This is a genomic window from Mycobacterium shimoidei (assembly GCF_900417275.1).
Lineage (GTDB): Bacteria > Actinomycetota > Actinomycetes > Mycobacteriales > Mycobacteriaceae > Mycobacterium > Mycobacterium shimoidei.
This window is the reverse complement of sequence record NZ_UEGW01000001.1, coordinates 3,280,164-3,301,445: the sequence shown is the minus strand read 5'-3', so window position 1 is coordinate 3,301,445 and position 21,282 is coordinate 3,280,164. Positions and strand designations below refer to the sequence as shown.

Genomic DNA, 21,282 nt, shown 5'->3' with positions numbered 1-21,282 from the left:
CCCGATCGGTGGCGCGTCGATACCGATGTGAGGAGTGTCATGGAATTGCACGAGACAGAGGAACGTCAGGACCTGCGCAAGGCGGTCGCCGAGATCGCCAAGGACTTCGGACACGAGTACTACCTGGAAAAGTCGCTGGCCGGCGGGAAGAGCACCGAGCTGTGGCAGGCCGTGGGCAAACAGGGCTTCCTCGGGGTGAACCTTTCCGAGCAGTACGGCGGCGGCGGCGGCGGCATCTACGACATGCAGATCGTCGGTGAGGAGCTCGCCGCGGCGGGCTGCCCGCTGCTGATGACCGTCGTCTCGCCGACCATCTGCGGCACGATCATCCAGGCATTCGGCAGTGAGGAACTCAAGCAGCAGTGGCTGCCGGGCATCGCCAGCGGCGAGACGATCATGGCATTCGCGATCACCGAGCCGGACGCGGGCTCGAACTCGCACAACATCTCCACGACCGCGAAACGCGACGGCGACGACTGGGTCATCAACGGCACCAAGTACTACATTTCTGGTGTCGACGAAGCCGAAGCGATCCTGGTCGTCACCCGAACGTCTACCAACGACAGTGGTCGCGGACTACTCAGCTTGCTCGTCGTGCCCACCGATGTCCCCGGGCTCACCAAGTCACTCATCCCGGTGCAGGCGGTCACTCCAGAGAAGCAGTTCACTCTATTCTTCGATGACGTCCGCGTGCCGGCCGCCAACCTTATCGGCGCGGAGAACGAGGGCCTGCGCCAGGTCTTCATGGGCCTGAACCCGGAGCGAATCATGGGGGCGGCGCTCGGCAACGGCATCGGTCGCTACGCGCTGGATAAAGCCGCCGATTACGCCCGCAACCGCCACGTGTGGGGAACGCCGATCGGCTCGCACCAAGGCGTATCGCACCCGCTCGCCCACGCCAAGATCCAGGTTGAGCTGGCCCGGTTGATGACTCAGCGTGCCGCCTCCCTGCACGACGCCGGCGATCCGGGGTCGGGTGAGGCGTCGAACATGGCGAAATATGCCGCAGCCGAGGCGGGCATCCTGGCGCTCGACCAGGCGATTCAAACCCACGGCGGCAACGGCATGGCCACCGAGTACGGCCTCGCCACGTTGTGGGGTCCGGCCCGGCTCATGCGCACCGCGCCGATCAGCCGCGAAATGATCCTCAACTTCGTGGCGCAGCACAGCCTGAAACTGCCCGCGTCCTACTGAGTCGCCGCGGAATGAAAGGGAATCGAATGCAACTCGGCATCGGTCAGTGGGTGAGCCGGCGCGCCTTCCTCAACGGCGGGCGCACCGCGTTGATCAGCAACGGCGCGCACATCACCTACGCCGACCTCGATCGGCGCACCAACCAGGTCGCCGCCGCACTCATCGCCCTCGGCGTGCGCAAGGGCGATCGGGTCGCGATGCTGCTGGTCAATTCGACCGAGTTCATCGAGGTGCTGCTGGGCTGCGCCAAAATCGGCGCACTTGCAGTTCCGCTCAACGTGCGCCTTGCCGGACCCGAGATCGGCTACATCCTGGCCGACTCAGGCGCCGATGTTCTGGTCTTCCACGAGCCGTTCGCCGCGCAGGCCAGGAGCGCCGTCACCGAGTCCGGAGTCCGCGTGCGCCATGTCGTGCGCGCCGGTGGGGTGCCGGCGCCGGGCGAGCTCGGCTACGAAGACGTCGTCTCGGGCGCCGCGCCCGAACCGCTCAACGGTGACGTCGACGGCCGCGACCCCGCGTTCATCATGTACACGTCGGGGACGACGGGCCGACCCAAGGGCGCGATCCTCACCCACGACAACCTGCTATGGAACGCGATCAACGTCCTCGGCACCGACATCGGCCTGCGGGGCGAGGACGTCACCGTCGCGGTGGCGCCGATGTTCCACATCGGCGGGCTGGGAGTACACACCCTGCCGCTGTTGTACGTCGGCGGCACCAGCGTGATCATGCCGTCCTTCGAGCCGCGAGCGACGTTACAGGCGATGGCCGACCACCACGTCACGGTCCAGTTCATGGTGCCGGCCATGTGGACCGCACTCACACAGGTGCCCGACTTCGACTCCTTCAACCTGTCTGCGCTGCGTTTCGCCATGGGCGGCGGGTCGCCCGTCCCCCTCACGGTCATCGACTTCATGCGCGAGCGAGGCGTGCCCTTCACCGAGGGCTTCGGCATGACCGAGACCGCTCCCTTGGTGACCGTCCTCGACGCCGAGAACGTCAGCACGCGGGCCGGGTCGATCGGCCGCGTCGCAATGCATGTCGACGCCCGCATCGTCGACGACGACGACCGCGACGTCGCGACCGACACCGTGGGCGAACTGATCGTGCGCGGCCCGAATGTGTTCACCGGCTACTGGATGAAGGCCGAGGCGAGCGCCGAGGCGTTACGCGGGGGCTGGTTCCACACGGGCGACCTCGGGCGCATGGACGCCGAGGGCTTCATCACCCTCGTCGACCGCAAGAAGGACATGATCATCTCCGGCGGCGAGAACGTCTACCCGATCGAGGTCGAGCAGGTTCTCTTCCGCCACCCGGCGGTGTTCGACGCCGCCGTGATCGGCGGTAAGGACGCGAAGTGGGGCGAACGCGTCGTCGCGGTCGTGGTCGCCGACCCGGCGACACAGGCGCCGAGCGCCGAGGAGATCGTAGCGTGGTGCCGGGAGCGGCTGGCACACTTCAAGTGTCCGCGTGACGTGCACTTCGTCGCCGAACTGCCGCGCAATGCCACCGGCAAGCTGCTCAAGACCGAGCTGCGCGCGCAGTTCACGGGCATCGAGGGCGGAGTCGTTTTGCGCTGAGTCGTGCCGCTGCACATCGCGGGTTCGAAGCAGGGCCCCTAAATCATGAACTGAGAAGAGGATGCGACAGCATCGGCGGGGGCTAGCGGTTTCGTTCACCTCCCTTGATTTGGTGCGGCGGGTGCCGACGCAGGCAACCCCAGCGCCGGTAGGATCCCAGCCCGGCCCAGCGGATCGGACGGCGAACAACGTAACCACAAATCGACAGGAGGCCTGAAAGTGGCCGGTTTGCGCCGCAAACTGCTCCTCGAGGCCGCCGCCGACCTGTTCGCGCGGCAAGGCTTTCACGCCGTGGGCATCGACGACATCGGTGCCGCAGCAGGGGTGAGCGGGCCGGCCGTCTACCGGCACTTTCAGAACAAGGACGCGATCCTGCGCGAGTTATGCGACGCCGCCATGACTGAGCTGCTGGCCGGCGCCCGGCGCGCCACCAACGCCGGCACACCGACGGAGGTCCTGCACGCCCTTGTCGACCTACACGCGGCCTTCGGCGCGCGACGACGCGGCCTGTTGGCCGTCTACGCCCGCGAGCACCGCTCGCTGTCGCCGCTGGCGACCCGTGCCCTGCGACGCCGACAGCACAGGTACGAGTCCTTCTGGGTCGACGCGCTCGTACGAGCACGGGGCGATCTGGACCGTGAGCGCGCACAGGGCCTGGTCGCCGCCGTGCTGTCATTGCTCAACGCGTCCGCGTACATGCCGGCGTCGCTGGACGACGCGACGATTGAGGCGATGCTGGCCGCCGCGGCCGTTGCGGCGCTGTTCAGCCGCGCGGTTACACAGCAGGTAGACGGCGCCCCGCACCGGATTTAGTGTGTGTCGAGCAGCGATTCGGGAACGTCCACCACTCGGGATCGCACGTACTCCCCGAGCCCCTTGGCCTGCGCGTCCGGCCGGGTCGAGGAGGCCACCCCGTCACCGAGCAAGCCGTGCACCACCACGTTGAGCGCGCGCAGGTTCGGCAGTTCGAAGCGCTCGATGCGCAGGTGCGCCGTCTCCGGCCCGAGCAGTGTGCGCAGCCGCTCGACGCTCAGGTACTCGCGCGCCCACGCGTAACCGGGGTCGTCGCGTGCCCACAGTCCGAGGTTGGCGTTGCCGCCCTTATCTCCGGACCGCGCACCGAGTACCGACCCGAGCGGCGCGAGCCGCGTCGGCCCGGATGGCGCCGGCAGCTTCGCGGGCGGGGCGATCCCAGCCGGCGGGACCGCACCGGTCGGCGGGTCAGGGATCACGTGCCGATTGCCGTCGGCGTCGACGAGCACGTGCGTGAGGGCCGAGCGCGGAACGTAGGCCGGCCGGTAGACGCCGAACGCGGTCTCCGAGGACGGTGGCGTGGTGGTGTGGAAGCCGGCGAAACCAGCCAGGGCGATCTCCATGACCCCGCCGGAGAAGGCTCGGCCCACCTTTCGCGGGTCGGCGTCCTTCACCGTCACACGCAGGTGCGCGCAGGCTTGCTCGTTCGTCGGCGCATCGGAGACGTCGAAACGCAACAGTCGCACGTCGACTTCGTCGAAGGCGTCGCGTCCGCCGAGAACGTCGAAGAGCTGCTGTTCGGCGAAGGCCGCCTTGGCCTCGATGTCGAGGCCGGTGAGCACCATGGTCATCGTGTTGCGGAAGCCGCCCACCTCGTTCAGCGCCACCTTCAACGTGTCCGGCGGCGGACTGCCTTTCGTACCGCTGATCGCGACACGGTGCTCACCCTGTTGAGCCAGGCGAATGGTGTCGAAGTGGGCGACGACGTCGGGGCCGAGGTAGGCAGGTTCAGCGATCTCGTAGAGCAGCTGGGCGGTGACCGTGCCGACTGAGACCAGTCCCCCGGTGCCGGGATGCTTCGTGATCACCGAAGAGCCGTCCTCGGCGACCTCGGCGATCGGAAACCCCGGGTAGCGGCGGTCGGTGATCTCGTCGAGGAACGCGTAGTTGCCGCCCGTCGCCTGAGGGCCGCACTCGATCACGTGCCCGGCGACGACCGCACCCGCGAGCCGATCCCAGTCGGCGCGTGCCCAGGCGTGCCACCAGGCCGCGGGACCGACCACGAGGGATGCGTCGGTGACCCGGCCGGTCACGACGACGTCGGCGCCCGAATGCAGCGCCTCGGTGATGCCCCAGGCGCCGAGGTAGGCGTTGGCCGACACCGGTTTGATGTCGCCGACGGGCGGCGTGATTGCGTGGAGGTCGCCACGTAGGTCGTCGCCCTCGACGTGCGCGACGCGCGCGGTGAGGCCGAGACGTGCGGACAGCTCGCGCAACGCGGCGGCCAAGCCGGCGGGATTCAGCCCGCCCGCGTTCGCGACGACCTTGATGCCACGATCGAGACAGGTGCCCAGCACCTGTTCCATTTGGGTGAGGAAAGTCCGCGCGTACCCGCCGGACGGGTCTTTGGCCTGGGCCTTGGCCAGGATGAGCATGGTCAGCTCGGCCAGATAGTCACCGCACAGGACGTCGATCGGTCCGCCCTCGACCATCTCGCGGGCTGCGGCGATGCGGTCGCCGTAAAAGCCGGAGCAGTTGCCGATGCGGACCGGGACGCTCACCGCTGACCCCCTGCGAACTGGCCCGCCACGCGCCCGCCGCCAGGGGGCCCCGCGAAGGCCTGGGCGATCGCGAGCCACTGGTCGGCCAGCGGTCCGTCGGCGACCAAAGCGGTGTCGTCGCGGTGGCGGCGTTGGGTCACCAACAGGCAAAAGTCCAGCGCCGGCCCGCTCACGCGGTTGGCGGCGTCGGCTGGCCCCCACGTCCAGACGCTGCCGTCCGGAGCGGTCAGCTCGACGCGTACCGGGTCCGCGGGGAGGTCCAGACCGTTGGCCAGGTAGCTGAAAGCGCGCGCACCCACCCCGATGTGGGCCACGTGCCGCAGCCGTGCCGTGGCCTCGCGGGTCGCGCCGAGCGCGTCGACGATGTCCTGGCCGTGCGCCCAGGTCTCCATGAGTCGCGCTGTCAGCGACGAGACCGCGCTCATCGTCGGCCCGAACCACGGCAGGCGGGTCGCCGGGGCAATGTCCGCGAACGCCGCAACGAGGGCTGCACGCGACGTGTCGAACCACGCGAGCAGGTCGGCAGCCGGCATTTGACGGTAGCGCTCAGCGATGACGTCGGGTGAGATGCTTCCGTCGGCCATCATCGGCAGGTAGTCGCTGCTGAAACCGTCGGGGTCGGTGGCCGAGCGCACCGCCACGTCGTCGAAGAACGCCAGATGGCTGATCTGGTCGCGGATCGCCCAGCCCACGGCCGGAGTCGGCGCGTCCCAGCCGCGCGGACCTTCGGGCAGCGGTGCGATGAGTTCGCGCAACGCGGCCGTTTCGGCTTCGATGTCGGCGATTACCGACTGCATGGTCACCGCCATGTCAGCGTCCCTTCCACTGTGGTGCGCGCTTCTCGCGGAACGCCGTCGGGCCTTCCTGCGCGTCGTCGCTCAGATAGACCGGCTCCCATATCTCGTCGGCCAGGTCGTAGGCGGCGGCGAGGTGGTGCTGTGCCGAGAGGTACACGGTGCGCTTGGACGCAAGCACCGATAGCGGTGCGTTCGCGGCGATGCTGAGCGCCAACTGCCGGGTACGCTCGCGCAACTGATCGGCCGGCACCACCTCATTGACTAAGCCGACCTGGTGGGCGCGCTCGGCGGTGATCGGGTCGCCGGTCAGCAGGATCTGCATGGCAACGCGTGGGGGCACCAGCCACGATAGCGGTGCCGCCCACGGCGACCCGCGGCCGACTTTGACCTCGCTGACGGCGAAGGTCGCGTGTTCGGCAGCCACGACCAGGTCGCACTGCTGCGCGAGCAGGAAGCCCCCGGCGAACGCGACACCGTTGACGGCCGCGATCGTCGGCTTCGCGACATCGATGTTGCGGCCGAACTGCGGAGCGAAGTCCTTCGGGGGCACCTTGAGCGCGTTCTGCGCCATCTCCTTCAAGTCCCCGCCGGCGCAGAACGCCTTATCGCCCACGCCGGTGAGGACGAGCACCTTCGCCGCGTCGTCGTCATTGAAGCGGCGTACCGCGTCGAAAAGCCCCGTGCGCACAGCGTTGTTCAGCGCGTTGCGCGCCTCGGGCCGGTTGATCGTCAGCCAGGCCACGCTGTCGACGACCTCGTAGCGAACCGGTTGCTCGGCCACCGAGCCTCCGTCCCTCACCGTCGCCTCGCATGTGAGTGGCAGCTCACCCCGGCACCTCGACAAACGGGTCGGCCAGCTCAACGGTGGCTTCACTCGGCACGCACGGACCATCTTCGCTCGAGACGAGCAACTCGAGGTCGACGAGGCGCCGTCCGCCATCGTCGCGTTTGGCCACGACCTTGCCGCTCAGGGTTGCGGTCTGGCCCGGATAGATCGACCGGATCATTGAGATTCTGCGGCGCCGGATGAGCGCGTCGGGTCCGGCCCATTCGTTGAGGCCGCGGTCGATGAAGCCATGGAAGAAGAGGGTTGACAGGTAGATCGTGCGCTGGCCCTGGCTGCGCGCGTAGTCGGGGTCGTGGTGACCGGGGAACCAGTCCCATGTCGAAGCCGCGTTCATGCAGATGCGCTTGTAGCTGATCTCGATCGAGACGGGCGTCAGGGTGTCGCCGACGGCGATGTCCTCGAACCGCACGGGGACGCGGACCATGCTGCGCTCGGTGGAGTCGTTCATGATGCGCCTTCACTATCGGCGGTGTCGTATCGGAAGAGCACGTTGGTGTTGCGGCCGATGACCTCACCGTGCTGGTCGGAGAAGGTGCTCACCGTGGTGATGAACACACCGGTGCCCACCCGCGTCGTCTTGGGCTCGGAGATCGAGGCGATCTCCTCCACGATCGACACGTGATCGCCTACCCGGGGCCGGCGTTCGAACTCCGTCGTCGTCGAGGCGTTGATGATGTGGTGGCCCGGCAACGGGACGCTGAGCGCGAACATCATGTCGGCACGCGCTAGGTACCCGGGCACCCACTGCGGCGCGAAGCCGAGGCTCATCAGCAGCCCGGGCGGGCAGTCCTCACCCTCCCAGTAACGGGGGTTCGCGTCCTCGACGAGCGAGCAGTAGTACAACACCATCGAGCGGTCGATCGGGAACCACGCATGCCGCGGTTCGGAGCGATGACCGACCCACGCCCGGCCTTCGTCGAAGGTCCCGAACGTCATCCCGAGGCCGGTGACGTCGCTCGTTGGCGCGCTCACCGGGTCACCTGCACGACGGCGCTCCCCTTTATCGCGGGTTCGCCGGTCTGGCGCGTGACCACGAGTTCGAGGTCTGCCACCTGCTGCCCTCCGGCCTCGCGCACGCCGGTGACCCTGCCGCCGAAGCTGAGCAGGTCACCGGGCCATACCTGACCGGTGAACCGGATGCGGAACGAGCGGATGTTGGCCAGCCCCACCCAGGCGGTCAGCCGCTGCGCGAGCACACCGCCGTGCAGCAGTCCCATGCCGAACACACCGGGCATGCCGGCCGCGCGGGCGAACTCTTCGTCGTGGTGGATCGGGTTGAAGTCGCCGCCGGAGCCGGCGTAGCGAACGATGTGCGAGCGCGTCAGCGGGCCGAACTGTGAGGTCGGCATCTCGTCGCCGATGGCCAACGCCACCGGCGCGGGGGATGTCGTCATTGGGTGGAGCCTCCGGTTTCGATCAAGACGTCGGTCTGGCGCACGACGAGTTCGTCGCGCTGGTTGGTGAAGTCGGTCTCGATCGTCACGATTGTCATGATGCCGCCGCGCTTCCCCTCGCGGCTGGTCACGTTCGACACCCGACGAGTCTCGGTGAGCTCGTCGCCGACGAACACCGGCGCGAAATACTCCCAGCCGCACTCACCGTGCAGTACGCGTCGCAGGTCGAGCCCGAGGGCGCCGAACATGTCGTCGTCGGCGCGCCAGTGAGCCGAGGAGACGACGAAGGTCGGAGGAGCGGGGATCGCGCCGAAGCCGGCGGCGCGGGCGGCCGCGACGTCCTGGTAGATCGGGTCGCGGTCGCCGAGCGAAAGTGCGAACTCGCGCACTTTGGACCGGTCGACGGGAAACGTGGTCCTCCCGAGTTGCGTCCCGATGAGCGATGCGTCAGCCACTCTGGTCACCTTTCCCGCCGGCGAAGGCCGGCGCACAATCGCGAATGAGGCTGCCGAGGTTCTCGGCGATGCGCTCGGGCGCGAGACCAATCGAGGGTGAGTAGAGAACGATGTGGTCCAGCACGCCCTCGTAGCGGCGCAGCCCTTCTCGGACCTCGGCGGCGGTGCCGGCCACCGCCATCGCGTCGATCATGTCGTCGGTGACCGCGGCGAACATGGCCGGCAGGTCACGCCGTGCGAACGCGTCGCGGATGGCCGCTGCCTGCCTGGCGAAACCGCTGACGTCGAGCACGTGCTCGTAGGTCTTCACCGAGGAGTAGAACGCGATCTGCTGCGCGGCCTCACGACGTGCGATCTGTGGGTCGTCGTGCACCGCGCAGATGACCATCGAGACGATCTCAATGTCGGCGGGATCGCGTCCGGCCCGCTCCGCACCGCGCACGACGGCTGGGCGGGCGACCTCCTCGACGTAAGTCGTGGTGAACAGCGGATGACCAGCCAACCCGTCGGCTACGCGCCCTGCCACCTCGCACATCCGCGGACGCACGCCCGCGGTGATGATCGGGATCGCTCGCTTCGGCGGCGCGACGTCGCCGGTTGGGACGAGATTCATCCGGTAGAAGCGCCCCTCATGGCGCACGGGGCCCTCGTGCAGGTTCCAGATCCGACGCACGAGCGGGACCAGCTCCTCCATGCGCAGAGCGGGAGCGGAGGTGTCCTCCACGCCGTGCCAGTCGCTCATCATGCGGCGTGTACCGTTGCCGAGCCCGAGTACGACGCGCCCGCCTGAAAGCTCGTCGAGGTCACGCGCCTCGGTGGCGAGCACGAGCGGGCTGCGCCCGACGCCATACAGGATCGACGACCCGATGCGGCAGCGCTTTGTGCGCGCGGCCATCGCGGCCATCGAGATCGAGCCGGAGCGCGAGTAGAACTCCGAGGCCCAGGCGGCGTCGAAGCCGGCGAGGTCGGTAGCCTCGGCGGTCTCGACAAGGGTGGCCAAGTCCGCGCCGAGCACCGAGACCCCGTACGTGGTCACGACGCCGCCAGCCTGAATCGGACCAGCCCAAGGTCCTCGTTCACCCGCTCGAACACTGCGCGCACTCTCGCCCCGATCGCAACTTCATCTGGGGCCACGCCCTCGAGACTGGCCAACAACTGCGGCCCCTCGTCCAGACGAACGAGCACGACGACGTACGGCTCGCTGCGCGGGAACGAGTCCCACGGGGGGCGGTACACCGGCGCGAAACTGACGATCTCACCAGTACCCGCCGCGGTCTCCCAGGCCAACTCACCGTCATGGCAGACGGGACACACCAGCCGCGGGTAGAGGAAAGGGTGGTCGTTCGCGCACCGCTGGAAGACGAGTACACCGCGGGCCGCTGCTGCGAAGTAGGGACGGTTGACATCGGTCAGCGGCGGCAGCGCCTCAGGATCGTGCAGACCGTCGAGAGAACTCGAAGCTGCGGTCATGACGCTCCCTCCATCACCATGCTGACGTGACTGCACAGCATCGAGCCGTAGCTGTGCACGAACGCGGTATCCGCCCCGGGCACCTGACGGCCCTCGGCGCGACCGGACAACTGCCAGTAACCCTCAAGGATCTGCGAAATGCCAGAGGAGGTCCCGGTGTGCCCGAACCGGATTAGGCCGCCGTCGGTGTTCACCGGAAGGTCGCCCCCCGGATCGGCGCAGCCGTCACGGTAGAAATCGCCTGCCCCACCGGGCTTCACGAAACCCGCCTCCTCAAGGATCATCGCCGGGTTGGAGGCGAAGGCGTCGTAGAGCAAAGCGATGTCGACGTCGGCCGGCGCCCGTCCGGAGCGCTCAAAGGCCATCGGACCCGAACGGGCGGCCCCGGTACGACCCGGCCGGGCCAGCGAGGTCAGAAAACCGTGGGTGTGACCCTCTCCAAAGCCCAGCAAATGCACCGGCCGGTGCTTGCCCGCGCGAGCCCGGCGGGCCGAGCCCAGCACCAGCGCGCCACCGCCCTCGCAGGGAATCGAGCAGTGGTAGAAGTGGAACGGCCCGGCGATCGGCCGGGACGCCAGCACGTCCTCCACAGTCAGGCGTTGAGCGCCGTGCGCGATAGCCGCGGGGTTCAGTGCGGCCCACCGGTCCTGCGACACGGTGACCTCGGCGATGTCCGCCTTGCCCTGTCCCGTCTCGTGCATCCAGGCCTGCGCGATCAAACCGTAGAGCGCCGGCACGGACGGTCCATAGGGCATCTCGAACGCGTGGTCACACACCAGCGCCATCAGTTCGCGCCCGCCATCGCGGATCGGTGGAAACTTGCCCGCCGACACGACCAGCACCGTCTCGGCCTCGCCCCGGGCGATGACGTTACTCGCCATGCGCGTCATGGCGAGATGGGTCCCGCCGCCAAGCTGACAGGTCATCTGAAGTTTCAGATTGTGCAGCCCGAGATAGTCCATGAGGTCCTCGGACAGGAAGATCGAACCCTCGTTCGTCATCGGCCCGGCGCACACCAGACCGTCGACCTCGTCTGGGACCACCCCTGCGTCGGCGAGAGCCGCGACCGCGGCGCGCACATGCAATTCAGTGGAGGTGTACGGAACGTTTCTCCCTGGAGCGAGTTCGGCGGCACCGATGATGGCCGGCTGGTCGTGTGGCATCCGGACTCCTCTCGACCACGCGTCCAACGCCGGTCCCGACGTGAACGACGGTTAGCATAGCGTGCCTAGAGGTCCGCGTCACCCCCGCCCGCACCCGCCGCTAGCGCGGTATGGATTCTCTGGAATGTCCTTGCGCCTCTTCCCAAGAGGGTGCTGCGATGACCGAAACCCGCGCCGATCGTGTCGTTTCTCGACGATGTCCAGGTGACAGATGAGGCCGATCGTGAAGCCCGCTGGTTCCGATGGTCGCCCGGCACACGCCGGGGCGGATCTATAGCCCTCAGTCGCGCGTTTTTCTGAAGTGGCGCGGTGAACGACCGGTCCACCGTTTGAAGGCATGTGTGAAGTTCGTGAGCTCCGCGTACCCGAGTTCTGCCGCGATCTCGCTTACAGACAACGATCTGTCGAGAAGTCGCAGAATTGCTCGCTCCCGCAAGAACGACTGACGCAATTCGCGAAAGGTGGTCCCCTCTTCGCGGAGGCGCCGCTTCAACGTGCTCGGGGATATCGAAAGCTCGCCCGCCGTCCGGCTGATGTTCGTTTTTCCGGGATCTTTTTCGAGCAGGTCCCTTACTTTTTCGGAGACCGACGTGTCACGTCGTTGATCGAGAGTTCGCTGCAAATCGGTGACGGCAATCCGGTACGCCACAGGATCGGAGAATCGACAGACCTCCTCGAGCGAAGCCGCGGGAACGTGGACGAACGAGCTGGGGGCGTCGAAGAAGATCCGACCCGCCAACACTTCGTCATGAAGAACCCACGACTCCGGCGCTGAATGACTTAAATGCAGTTCAATATTCGGTACGGCACCCGCGAGCATGTCGAGCAGACGCAACAGCGCCAGCCCACCGTAGGTGACGGCCAGGCAGTTCAGGCCCGCGTCACCGGTGCGACCGGTGAGCCCGATCGTGAGGCCGCGTTCCGTCGAATGGAACGTCGGGCTGAGGGCTGTGGTGATCACCGGCAGATAAGCAAGCAACTCGACAACCTCGGCTACCGAGCCCGCGCTGACCAAGGGAACACTGAGTGCCCCAAAGGACGTCAGTTTGGCGTGTTCAGCGAACGCGAAACCCAGACGGGTTCCCTGATCACAATCGAAATCGGAATATATCTCCCTGAACCACCGTAAGGGGACCTGCGCGTCGCGACCCACCAACATCGACTCGGTAACGTGCTCGCGAACCATGATGCTGCGGAGCGCAATGCTGGCGTCATGCCCCAGCGCCTCACTGTCCAGCATCTGCAGGAAAGCCAGCGCTGGCATACCCGAGTCGTCGAGTTTCACGTGCCTCCCTGCGCGTGAGCTAAAAACACAACTTTTTGACTCCTGCGAGCCTAGCGACGCTGGTCACGCGCGACAACGCTAAATAGAGGAGTTCCAAATTGAGGAGAGTTAATCATGGCAGTCGTCACCTTCGTCTCTCACGACGGCGAGAAGTACGAAGCCCCCTTGGCCGAAGGGCAGTCCTTGATGCAGGTTGCGGTCAACAACGCGGTGCCCGGCATCGACGGCGATTGTGGAGGGGAAGCCGCATGCGGAACGTGCCACGTGATCGTCGCTCCCGAGTGGTCGGACACGGTGGGACTCTGCGGCGCCAACGAAGAGGAGATGCTCGCGATGAACCCCGAGCGTCAGCGGACGTCGAGGCTGTCTTGCCAGATGTCCGCCTCCGAGGCATGGGATGGCTTGACGGTCGAGCTACCTGAGTTCCAGCTCTGAAACAACGTCATGGATTTGGAGGAAACAATAATGAGTATTCCCGCGGCAGTGGCCGCCAAAGCCCAGTCTGCCGTGCCTCTGGAGCTGCAAATCCGCGGCGCACACCTCTACGACAAGACACGCCGGTGGGTAACCGGAACCAATGGTAAGAAGATCTTCACCGAGACGCCCATTCCTCCGGTCGAGGACGTTGATATCGCCGACATCGATCTCAGCAACCCGTTCCTCTACCGCCAAGGCCGCTGGAAGTCCTACTTCGAACGCGTGCGCAACGAGGCGCCGGTGCACTACCAGGCTCACAGTGCGTTCGGCCCGTTCTGGTCGGTGACCCGCCACGCGGACATCATCGCCGTCGACAAGAACCACGAGGCTTTCTCCGCAGAGCCGTTCATCATCATCGGGAGACCGCCCCGCTTCATGGACATCGCCATGTTCATCGCGATGGATCCGCCACAACACGACTTGCAGCGCGCTTCCGTCCAAGGGGTTGTCGCGCCGAAGAACCTGCGCGAGATGGAGGGGCTGATCCGCTCGCGTGTCCAGGAAGTGCTGGACGATCTACCGGTGGATCAGCCGTTCAATTGGGTGCACCACGTCTCCATCGAACTGACAGCGCGCATGCTCGCGACCCTGCTGGACTTCCCGTACGAGCAGCGGCACAAGCTCGTGGAATGGTCGGACCTCGCCACCTCCATGGAGCAAGCCAATGGTGGTCCCTCCGACAACGACAGAGTGTTTCGTGGCATGGTCGACATGGCGAAGGGGCTCAGCGCTCTCTGGCATGACAAGGCGGCCCGTACCGCCAACGGGGAGCGACCGGGCTTCGATCTGATCACGATGCTGCAGGCCAACGAGGACACTAAGGATCTCATCAACCGCCCGATGGAATTCCTTGGCAATTTGGTATTGCTGATCGTCGGGGGAAACGACACGACTCGCAACTCGATGAGCGGAGGGGTTCTCGCCTTGAACCAGTTCCCCGATCAGTTCGAGAAGTTGAAGGCGAACCCTGACCTGATTCCCAACATGGTATCCGAGATCATTCGCTGGCAGACCCCGTTGGCGTACATGCGCCGAGTCGCGAAAAAAGACATCATGTTGAACGGGCAATTCATCCGCAAGGGCGACAAGGTCGTGATGTGGTACGCCTCCGGTAACCGCGATGAGCGTGTCTTCGAGCGGGCCGATGAGTTGATCATCGATAGGAGCAACGCCCGCAATCACATCTCGTTCGGGTTCGGCGTGCACAGGTGCATGGGAAACCGACTTGCTGAGTTGCAGCTTCGAATCCTGTGGGAGGAATTGCTCCCTCGCTTTGAGAACATCGAGGTGGTCGGCGAACCCGAGTATGTGCAATCGAATTTCGTCAGGGGTATCAGCAAGCTGATGGTTCGCCTCACTCCCAGGCCCGGTGCATGACTCCCGAACGAGCGGTGATCGTCGGCGCGAGCCACGCCGGCGCGCAGTTGGCAGCCAATCTTCGGAGGGAGGGGTGGGCTGGGGAGGTCGTGCTCATCGGCGACGAGGGGGGACTGCCCTACCACCGGCCTCCGTTGTCGAAGGGATACCTGGCCGGCAAGAACGGCCTCGACGACCTTAGGATTCGCGGCGCTGATTTCTACGAAAAGCAGAACATTCGACTCTTGAATGCGACCGTGGAGGCGATCCACCGGAGTGCCAAGCGTGTGTCTCTGAGCACCGGCGACACGCTGGCCTACACCAAGCTCGCGTTGTGCACCGGCGCAAGGCCCAGACAACTCCCCACACCAGGGTTGGATCTTCCCGGAATTCGCTACCTGCGTACCGCTGCAGACGTCGAGTTGATCCGTGCCGCCGCTACACCGGGTCGGAGGGTTGTGATCGTGGGCGGCGGTTACATCGGATTGGAAACGGCGGCCTCGCTGTGTTCGCTCGGCTTGAACGTCACTGTCCTCGAAGCAACCGAGCGTGTACTCGAAAGGGTCACCGCGCCGGAGGTTTCCGCGTTTTACACGCGAATCCACCGCGGCGAGGGAGTGGAGATCCGAACACACGCTCTCGTCGAAGCTTTTTCCGGTAACCGTGGGGTGCAGGAGGTCGTGCTGGCTGGCGGCGAATCGATCCCCGCCGACTTGGTGATCGTCGGCGTCGGTGTGGTGCCGAACACCGAACTCGCCGCAGACGCAGGACTATCCATCGACAACGGCATTGTTATCGACGACCAGGCCCGCACCTGCGACCCCGACATCGTGGCCGCCGGCGACTGCACCAGCCACATCATGGCTCGATACGGCTCGCGTATTCGCTTGGAGTGCGTTCCGAGCGCCGGCGAGCAGGCCAAGATCGCTGCGGCGACAATCTGCGGAAAACACAGCGCGATCGCTGCCCTTCCGTGGTTCTGGTCCGACCAGTACGATCTCAAACTCCAAATTGCCGGTCTCAACGCCGGATACGACGAAGTGTTGCTCAGTGGTGACCCGTCGCGCGACCGTGACTTCAGCTGCTTCTACTTCCGCGAGGGCGAACTCATCGCCGCCGACTGCGTCAATCGTCCTCGCGATTTCATGTCCAGTAAGCGGGCCATCACCCAGCAACTTCGGGTTGACCGCTCAGACCTCCTCGCCGGCTCGATCTGACATCCTGCGACGGCAAAACCATGCGCTCGAAGCTCCGCAGACTCTGCCGTCTGGTCAGATGCATAGGTCGCGAAAGCTTGCTGGTCACAAACTGTGGACAACTCCCAGGTACCGGAGTGCTACGCGGGAGATCCGCTCACCAGTGGTGGCGATGTCCGCGCCTGGGAGTACAACATGACTCACTGTCAGTCGCACCAGAACATCTGCGACGTCCTCGACGTCTTCGGGGTCGAGATCGGCGAAGTGGTCGTTAAACCACGTGGTCAGAGCCCCCGAGCAGAGCGCAAGCAGGGAAGCCGAGGTCGGCAGAAGTGGAAGGACCCCCGTAGACGACGAGCCACCGTCATCATTCCCCGAGGGGTTGGACGTCAGAACTGCCTTGAGGAGCGGGCTGTCTTCTGCTTCACAGAGGGTGAACTGCACCGCTGCGGTGATGCCGCCCTGCACATCGCCCACATGTTCGGCAAGCACGGCACGAATGCCCTCCAAAAAGCGCTGGCCCTCTGACACCACAAGCGCGTCACCGAGCCCCTTTTTGTCGCCGAACTCTTTGTACAACGTCGGGCGGGAGACGCCGACCGATTCGGCAACCTCGCTCATCCGGACCTGATCCCAGCCCTTCTCAATGGTGAGTTCTCGTGTCGCCCTCAGAACCTGTTCGCGCACATGCCGGCGGAAAGACATCCGCACTGGTTCAGTTGGCATAGAAGCAGGATAGGCGCCAGCCCTGAAAGGGCAGTAAACCGACTGCAGGGTTCATATGGTCCTGTCGAGGAATTCGACGACCGCCGTCGAGAACGCGTCGTTGTTGTCGCCAGCAACCATGTGGCCTGCGCCCGAAACGTCGACGGTTTGCGCGTGGGGAACCAAGGTGAGGAAGTCCTTCACTGTCTCTTCGGAGACGATGTCGGATAGCAGGCCGCGGACCAGCAGCGTCGGCGCGGACACCTGCCGCGCACCATCGAGAAGGAACGCGCTCATCATTTCGAAGTCTCTAGCGCCTTCGTCTGGATCACCCTGGAGGAACTGGAAATTCGACGTCACAAACGCAGGGTCCCATCGCCAGACCCAGCGACCGTCTGTCCGTAGCCGGAGAACTTTTTGGAGGCCGTCGAGGTTCTCGGGGCGAGGACGGTGCGGGTTGTACGCGGCGATCACGTCAGCGGCCGACTCCAGGCTGTCGAAGCCTTCGGGATGTGCCGCCATGAAGGCCACGACTCGTCGGGCGCCCTGCATCTCCATTCGCGGAGTGACGTCAACCAGCACGACGGCCCGCCATAGCTCCGGCGAGGCGAGCAAGTGTGTGCCGAGAATGGTCAAACCACCCAACGAAGCCCCGATCGCGGCGACTGGGCGGCCAGAATCGGCGTATGAGCGCACGGCCAGCAGGTCGGACCCGAGTCGGTCCATGTCATAGCATCCCTCCGGATCCCAGTCGCTGTCCCCATGTCCCCTGGTGTCGTACGCGGCAACCGTGTAGCCCCGCTGGTGCAGGCGTTGGGCGGTGACATCCCAGGCCTGTCGGCTCTGACCACCGCCGTGAAGGAGCAACACGACCGCCCGCGGCGCGTCACACCGGTAGAGGTCGACCGCTAGCGACAGTCCATCCGCCGTGGGCACGCGCTCGACGACAGGGGCCGACGAATCACCTGCTCTGTGTGCAGACATCAGGAGTTCGTCTTCGGTGCGACGACGGTGACGGTGCCCTGGGCCGCACACACGGCTCTGCCGCCGTTGCAGATGTCGATCCGCGCCACACCGCTAGTTCTGCCCAGCGAGATGATCTCCGCCGTGGCTACACAGGTGCCACTGGAGACAGGACGAAGTAAATTCAGTTTGAACTCCGTCGTCGCGACCCAGGATCCCATCGGAATCACGGGATAAAACACCACTCCGAGACAGTGGTCGACCATGGCCGATAAGCAGCCCCCATGCAAGTTGCCGAAAGGCGTCTTCAGGTCGTCGCGTGCGTCCATCTCCGCAACGAGCCGTCCCGCAGTGAATTCCGTGTGCCGGAAGCCGAGGTAACCGGCCAACCCGCCCGTGGTTTCTGCTGCACTCTTCAGTTGCTCAGCGACCTGTCCGTTGAACATGGTGAATTGCACAGACACTTCCGGCCTCCTACCTCAGCTGCGGTTGAGACATTACGCTATACTTGTCACACCGGTCGACGGTGGTCACCCGCCAAGATCGCGGGAAGGAGGAACCTCGACAGAAACGCCCGGAGTCCGTCACGACTGCGATCCCGCGGCCCTCGAACAGTCAGCAGGCTCAGTATCGTGCGTACAACCCACTCGGCGGCGTCGTCGACGGAGACGCCCGGTTGCACGCAACTCCAGTGTCTGGTGAAGATGGGACGCAGAAATTCGGTGACGATTTCGAAGAGGGACGTCGAGGTCCCCGCTGCGAGACCCACGCCGGCGAGTTCCTCGTCGCTGCCGAACAACAATCCGATGATCTCTTCGCGGCGCGCGGCGTCAACTGTGTATTCCACGAAATCGACGAGCGCGGATCCCAGGTCGGCGTGCGCCGCGATCCGCGGGCTGATGCGGTCAAGATAACGCTCGGCGGCGCGAATGATGACGCCCGACATCACCGCCTCCCGACTGGGGAAGTAGCGATACACCGTTGCCCTGGACACACCCGCTGTCCTGCCGATGTCCTCCATGGTCGTGCCCACCACACCCCCACCCTCGAGGCACCGCTCGGCAGCATCGAGCAACCGGTCGCGAGCGGACCCAGGATCTGTCGGCGCGGCGGCGCCCCATCGCAACAACTTCGTCGACACACAGCCAGTATGCCGCGATCGCGCACCATTGTGACTCGCCCACGCACATGACACCATCGCAGTTATGTCTCAAGTCAGCCCCGTGGCCCTGAGCGGGTGCCGATGCCGGTAGAAACGCGTACCCCGGTTGCCGTCGGCGTGGGCGAAGTCACCCATCGCGGGGACGACTTCGTGGACCCGATCAACTTGGCGGTGGAGGCCGCACGCCGTGCGGTCAAAGACGCAGGTCGCGCGGTCGAGCGGCGCATCGACACCGTCGCGACTCCCGGCATCCTGGTCATCCCGCGGGACAATCCCGCCAGCAGGATCGGCGAAGCGTTGCGCATCGGTCCCGCCCGCCGCATCAGCTGTCCAGTCGGCGGAAACACCCCGCAGTATCTCGTCGAGGTGTTGAGTGGCGAAATAGCCAAGGCCCGAGCAGATGTCGTCCTGGTCGTCGGTGCGGAGAGCGGGCATTCCGCGCGCAAATTCCAGGGCGGGGCACTTCTCAACTCGCCGCCCCCGCCCCGCTCCGGCGACGAATCCCTGGGGGACGCCCGCCCAGGGTTGAGTCAAGCCGAACTGTCGGTGGGTCTGAGTTGGCCGCACGAGGTGTATCCCATCTTCGAGTCCGCGATCGCCGCGCGCCACGGCCGTGACTTCGCTGCCCAGCGGGAGTGGCTGGGAACGCTGATGGCACCGTTGACAGCCGAGGCGGCACGCCATCCCGAGCAGGCCTGGTTCCCGCGCGCACGAAGTGCCACCGAACTCAGCGAAGTCACCGCGGAAAACCGCATGGTCTGCTTGCCCTATCCCAAGCTGCTCAACAGCATCATGTCCGTCGACATGGCTGCCGCCTTCATTCTCATGGCGGCCGAGGTGGCCGACGAATTGGGCGTCGCGCGCGATCGTTGGGTCTTTCCCTGGTCAGCAGCGACTTGCAACGACGTGTACTTCCCCGTGGAACGGCCGGACCTCAGTCGCTCATCGGGTATCGAGGTAGCGGCACGGAAGGCTCTCGATGCGGGCCGGTTGACCACCGACGACATTCGGTGGTTCGACCTCTACTCCTGCTTCCCGTCGGCAGTTGAGATGGCCGCCGAGGCTCTCGACGTGGACCCGCTCGACGACAGAGGCCTCACAGTAACCGGCGGCCTGCCTTATCACGGCGGTCCCGGAAACAATTACGTCAGCCACTCGATCGTTGAGATGGTCCGACGGTGTAGACGCGACCCAACCGATGTCGGACTCGTCACCGGCCTCGGGTGGTATTCCACGAAGCATTCGGTCGGTCTGTGGTCGGCCACCCCGCCACCAACCGGGTGGCGACTGCTCGACACGGCGGTCGAACAAGCTCAGATCGATTCATTGAGGTTGGGTGTCGCAGGCGTCGACGAGTCGACCGGTTGCGCGACAGTGGACGGATACACCGTCGTCTACGACCGAGACGGGCAACCTCGATGGACTCCGATCATCGCGCACCTGTCTGACGGGCGAAGAGTTGTCGCACGCAGCGACGATCCGCAGATCGCCGAGGCGATGGCGAGTGAGATGTACGTCGGCAGAACGGTCAGCCTCCGAACAAGAGGATCGTTCAGCGGGTTTGAGCTTCCATGATCGCCGAGGCGATGGTGCTGACCGGACCGCGGAATCTGGAGCGACGCCGGATGACCATTCCCGACGTCGGTGACCGGGGTGCGATACTGCGAGTTGAAGCGTGTGGTCTGTGCGGTACGGATCACGAACAATTCACCGGACACCTGCCTGCCGGCTTTTCATTCGTTCCAGGGCATGAAATCGTCGGCATCGTCGAGCGGGTCGGCGCCGCGGCCGGCGAACGCTGGGGGGTGCAGGCGGGCCAGCGCGTGGCCGTCGAGGTGTTCCGGTCCTGCCGAGACTGCCCCGAGTGCCGCCGCGGCGAATACCGGCGGTGTGCGGTCAACGGCATCGCCACCATGTTCGGCTTCGTCGACGTGGAGATCGGTGCGGGGTTATGGGGCGGATACGCCACCCATGTGGAGCTTCCCTGGGACGCGATGCTACTGCCGATTGCCGAAGACATGGACCCCGTTCTCGCCACGTTGTTCAACCCTCTCGGGGCCGGTATCCAATGGGGGGCGAGTCTTCCCGACACCAAGGCGGGGGACGTCGTAGCGATCCTGGGACCCGGCATCCGTGGAATCTGTGCGGCCGTGGCGGCCAAAGAGGCGGGAGCCGCGTTCGTCGCGATGACCGGCGTCGGCCCACGCGACGAACAACGACTGGCGATAGCCAGATCATTCGGTGTCGACCTGCCCATCGATGTATCGAAGGACGATGCAGCGACCGCGCTCCAGCGTGAGACAGGCGGACGGCTTGCCGACGTGGTCGTCGACGTCACCGCGAAAGCACCCTCCGCATTCGCCGATGCCGTCGGCCTTGCCAGGCCCGGCGGCACAGTTGTGGTGGCCGGCACCCGCGGAGGAGGCGGCGCGCCCCGGTTTGAACCAGACTTGTTGGTCTATAAAGAATTACACGTCGTAGGCGCACTCGGCGTGGAGTATCCCGCCTACCGGGCAGCCCTCGAGATTCTAGCCATGGGCCGCTGGCCGTTCGACCGGATCACCAGAGAATCAACCGGATTCGCTGGGCTCGCGCAGCTGCTCACTTCGCTTGCAGATGAAAGTGCCCGATCAAGTGGGGCGCTGCACAACGTCTTTTTGCCCACGCCCTAACGGCGTGCAGAGGTTCAACAGAGAGGGCCACC

At 65.6% G+C, this 21,282-nt stretch carries 23 protein-coding genes; 8 read left to right on the top strand and 15 right to left on the bottom strand.

Translation table 11 applies throughout. The features are described 5' to 3' along the window. Positions 1–39: 39 nt before the first annotated feature. From MSP7336_RS15940 to MSP7336_RS15930, 3 genes are all read left to right on the top strand, one after another. The gene (locus MSP7336_RS15940) at positions 40–1,194 is read left to right on the top strand and encodes an acyl-CoA dehydrogenase family protein (RefSeq protein WP_011560586.1); all 1,155 of its coding nucleotides are present in this window, start codon (positions 40–42) and stop codon (positions 1,192–1,194) included. A 26-nt stretch (positions 1,195–1,220) separates the two neighbouring features. Next, the gene (locus MSP7336_RS15935; protein ID WP_011560587.1) at positions 1,221–2,774 is read left to right on the top strand and encodes an acyl-CoA synthetase; all 1,554 of its coding nucleotides are present in this window, start codon (positions 1,221–1,223) and stop codon (positions 2,772–2,774) included. A gap of 219 nt (positions 2,775–2,993) precedes the next feature. After that, a complete protein-coding gene (locus MSP7336_RS15930; RefSeq protein WP_011560588.1) occupies positions 2,994–3,587 on the top strand; it encodes a TetR/AcrR family transcriptional regulator in 594 nt (197 codons plus the stop codon). Here MSP7336_RS15930 and MSP7336_RS15925 read toward each other — a convergent pair. The 11 genes from MSP7336_RS15925 to MSP7336_RS15870 all read right to left on the bottom strand — a co-directional run bounded on the left by MSP7336_RS15925 (position 3,584) and on the right by MSP7336_RS15870 (position 12,719). Continuing rightward, complete coding sequence (locus tag MSP7336_RS15925) at positions 3,584–5,308, bottom strand: acyclic terpene utilization AtuA family protein (protein WP_011560589.1); 1,725 nt, start codon at positions 5,306–5,308, stop codon at positions 3,584–3,586. The genes MSP7336_RS15930 and MSP7336_RS15925 overlap by 4 nt on opposite strands. After that, the gene (locus MSP7336_RS15920) at positions 5,305–6,117 is read right to left on the bottom strand and encodes a TIGR03084 family metal-binding protein (RefSeq protein ID WP_011560590.1); all 813 of its coding nucleotides are present in this window, start codon (positions 6,115–6,117) and stop codon (positions 5,305–5,307) included. The genes MSP7336_RS15925 and MSP7336_RS15920 overlap by 4 nt, the downstream gene beginning before the upstream one ends. 1 nt (position 6,118) lies before the next feature. Continuing rightward, positions 6,119–6,886, bottom strand: coding sequence for an enoyl-CoA hydratase/isomerase family protein (locus tag MSP7336_RS15915; protein ID WP_011560591.1), 768 nt, complete (start codon positions 6,884–6,886; stop codon positions 6,119–6,121). Positions 6,887–6,929: 43 nt separating this feature from the next. Further along, positions 6,930–7,400, bottom strand: coding sequence for a hotdog family protein (locus MSP7336_RS15910; protein WP_011560592.1), 471 nt, complete (start codon positions 7,398–7,400; stop codon positions 6,930–6,932). Continuing rightward, positions 7,397–7,888 carry an FAS1-like dehydratase domain-containing protein gene (locus MSP7336_RS15905; protein WP_017205330.1) on the bottom strand — a complete coding sequence of 164 codons (492 nt, stop codon included), beginning with the start codon at positions 7,886–7,888 and terminating at the stop codon, positions 7,397–7,399. Before MSP7336_RS15905 ends, MSP7336_RS15910 begins: the two co-directional genes overlap by 4 nt. Positions 7,889–7,920: 32 nt before the next feature. Then, positions 7,921–8,346, bottom strand: a complete 426-nt coding sequence (locus MSP7336_RS15900; RefSeq protein WP_011560594.1) for a dihydroxy-acid dehydratase — start codon at positions 8,344–8,346, stop codon at positions 7,921–7,923. Continuing rightward, positions 8,343–8,801 (bottom strand): FAS1-like dehydratase domain-containing protein, encoded by a 459-nt coding sequence (locus MSP7336_RS15895; protein ID WP_011560595.1) that lies wholly within the window; start codon positions 8,799–8,801, stop codon positions 8,343–8,345. The genes MSP7336_RS15900 and MSP7336_RS15895 overlap by 4 nt, the downstream gene beginning before the upstream one ends. Then, on the bottom strand, positions 8,794–9,837 hold the full coding sequence (locus MSP7336_RS15890) for an LLM class flavin-dependent oxidoreductase (protein ID WP_014382413.1): 1,044 nt from the start codon (positions 9,835–9,837) through the stop codon (positions 8,794–8,796). The genes MSP7336_RS15895 and MSP7336_RS15890 overlap by 8 nt, the downstream gene beginning before the upstream one ends. Beyond that, complete coding sequence (locus tag MSP7336_RS15885; RefSeq protein WP_011560597.1) at positions 9,834–10,271, bottom strand: Zn-ribbon domain-containing OB-fold protein; 438 nt, start codon at positions 10,269–10,271, stop codon at positions 9,834–9,836. The genes MSP7336_RS15890 and MSP7336_RS15885 overlap by 4 nt, the downstream gene beginning before the upstream one ends. Continuing rightward, positions 10,268–11,434: a thiolase family protein gene (locus tag MSP7336_RS15880; protein WP_011560598.1), complete on the bottom strand. Its 1,167-nt coding sequence runs from the start codon at positions 11,432–11,434 to the stop codon at positions 10,268–10,270. Before MSP7336_RS15880 ends, MSP7336_RS15885 begins: the two co-directional genes overlap by 4 nt. 280 nt (positions 11,435–11,714) lie before the next feature. Further along, on the bottom strand, positions 11,715–12,719 hold the full coding sequence (locus MSP7336_RS15870; RefSeq protein WP_011560599.1) for a helix-turn-helix domain-containing protein: 1,005 nt from the start codon (positions 12,717–12,719) through the stop codon (positions 11,715–11,717). Positions 12,720–12,833: 114 nt separating this feature from the next. Here MSP7336_RS15870 and MSP7336_RS15865 point away from each other — a divergent pair, with 114 nt between their 5' ends. The 3 genes from MSP7336_RS15865 to MSP7336_RS15855 are packed head-to-tail and all read left to right on the top strand — an operon-like array spanning position 12,834 to position 15,769. After that, positions 12,834–13,154, top strand: a complete 321-nt coding sequence (locus tag MSP7336_RS15865) for a 2Fe-2S iron-sulfur cluster-binding protein (RefSeq protein ID WP_011560600.1) — start codon at positions 12,834–12,836, stop codon at positions 13,152–13,154. Positions 13,155–13,184: 30 nt separating this feature from the next. After that, positions 13,185–14,573 (top strand): cytochrome P450, encoded by a 1,389-nt coding sequence (locus MSP7336_RS15860; RefSeq protein WP_113964954.1) that lies wholly within the window; start codon positions 13,185–13,187, stop codon positions 14,571–14,573. Beyond that, a complete protein-coding gene (locus MSP7336_RS15855) occupies positions 14,570–15,769 on the top strand; it encodes an NAD(P)/FAD-dependent oxidoreductase (RefSeq protein WP_113964111.1) in 1,200 nt (399 codons plus the stop codon). The genes MSP7336_RS15860 and MSP7336_RS15855 overlap by 4 nt, the downstream gene beginning before the upstream one ends. A gap of 84 nt (positions 15,770–15,853) precedes the next feature. Here MSP7336_RS15855 and MSP7336_RS15850 read toward each other — a convergent pair whose 3' ends face one another. The 4 genes from MSP7336_RS15850 to MSP7336_RS15835 all read right to left on the bottom strand — a co-directional run bounded on the left by MSP7336_RS15850 (position 15,854) and on the right by MSP7336_RS15835 (position 18,614). Next, complete coding sequence (locus MSP7336_RS15850) at positions 15,854–16,435, bottom strand: TetR/AcrR family transcriptional regulator (RefSeq protein ID WP_181786994.1); 582 nt, start codon at positions 16,433–16,435, stop codon at positions 15,854–15,856. 90 nt (positions 16,436–16,525) lie between these two features. Then, the gene (locus tag MSP7336_RS15845; RefSeq protein ID WP_113964109.1) at positions 16,526–17,437 is read right to left on the bottom strand and encodes an alpha/beta fold hydrolase; all 912 of its coding nucleotides are present in this window, start codon (positions 17,435–17,437) and stop codon (positions 16,526–16,528) included. Further along, positions 17,437–17,874, bottom strand: a complete 438-nt coding sequence (locus MSP7336_RS15840; RefSeq protein ID WP_085149944.1) for a PaaI family thioesterase — start codon at positions 17,872–17,874, stop codon at positions 17,437–17,439. Before MSP7336_RS15840 ends, MSP7336_RS15845 begins: the two co-directional genes overlap by 1 nt. Positions 17,875–17,927: 53 nt before the next feature. After that, positions 17,928–18,614: a TetR/AcrR family transcriptional regulator gene (locus tag MSP7336_RS15835; RefSeq protein WP_113964108.1), complete on the bottom strand. Its 687-nt coding sequence runs from the start codon at positions 18,612–18,614 to the stop codon at positions 17,928–17,930. Between the two features lie 45 nt (positions 18,615–18,659). Here MSP7336_RS15835 and MSP7336_RS15830 point away from each other — a divergent pair, with 45 nt between their 5' ends. Both MSP7336_RS15830 and MSP7336_RS15825 read left to right on the top strand, forming a co-directional pair. Next, complete coding sequence (locus MSP7336_RS15830) at positions 18,660–20,153, top strand: acetyl-CoA acetyltransferase (protein WP_164517852.1); 1,494 nt, start codon at positions 18,660–18,662, stop codon at positions 20,151–20,153. Then, entirely contained in the window at positions 20,150–21,250 is a 1,101-nt protein-coding gene (locus MSP7336_RS15825; RefSeq protein ID WP_113964106.1) for a zinc-dependent alcohol dehydrogenase, read from the top strand. Before MSP7336_RS15830 ends, MSP7336_RS15825 begins: the two co-directional genes overlap by 4 nt. The last annotated feature ends 32 nt before the right edge of the window (positions 21,251–21,282 follow it).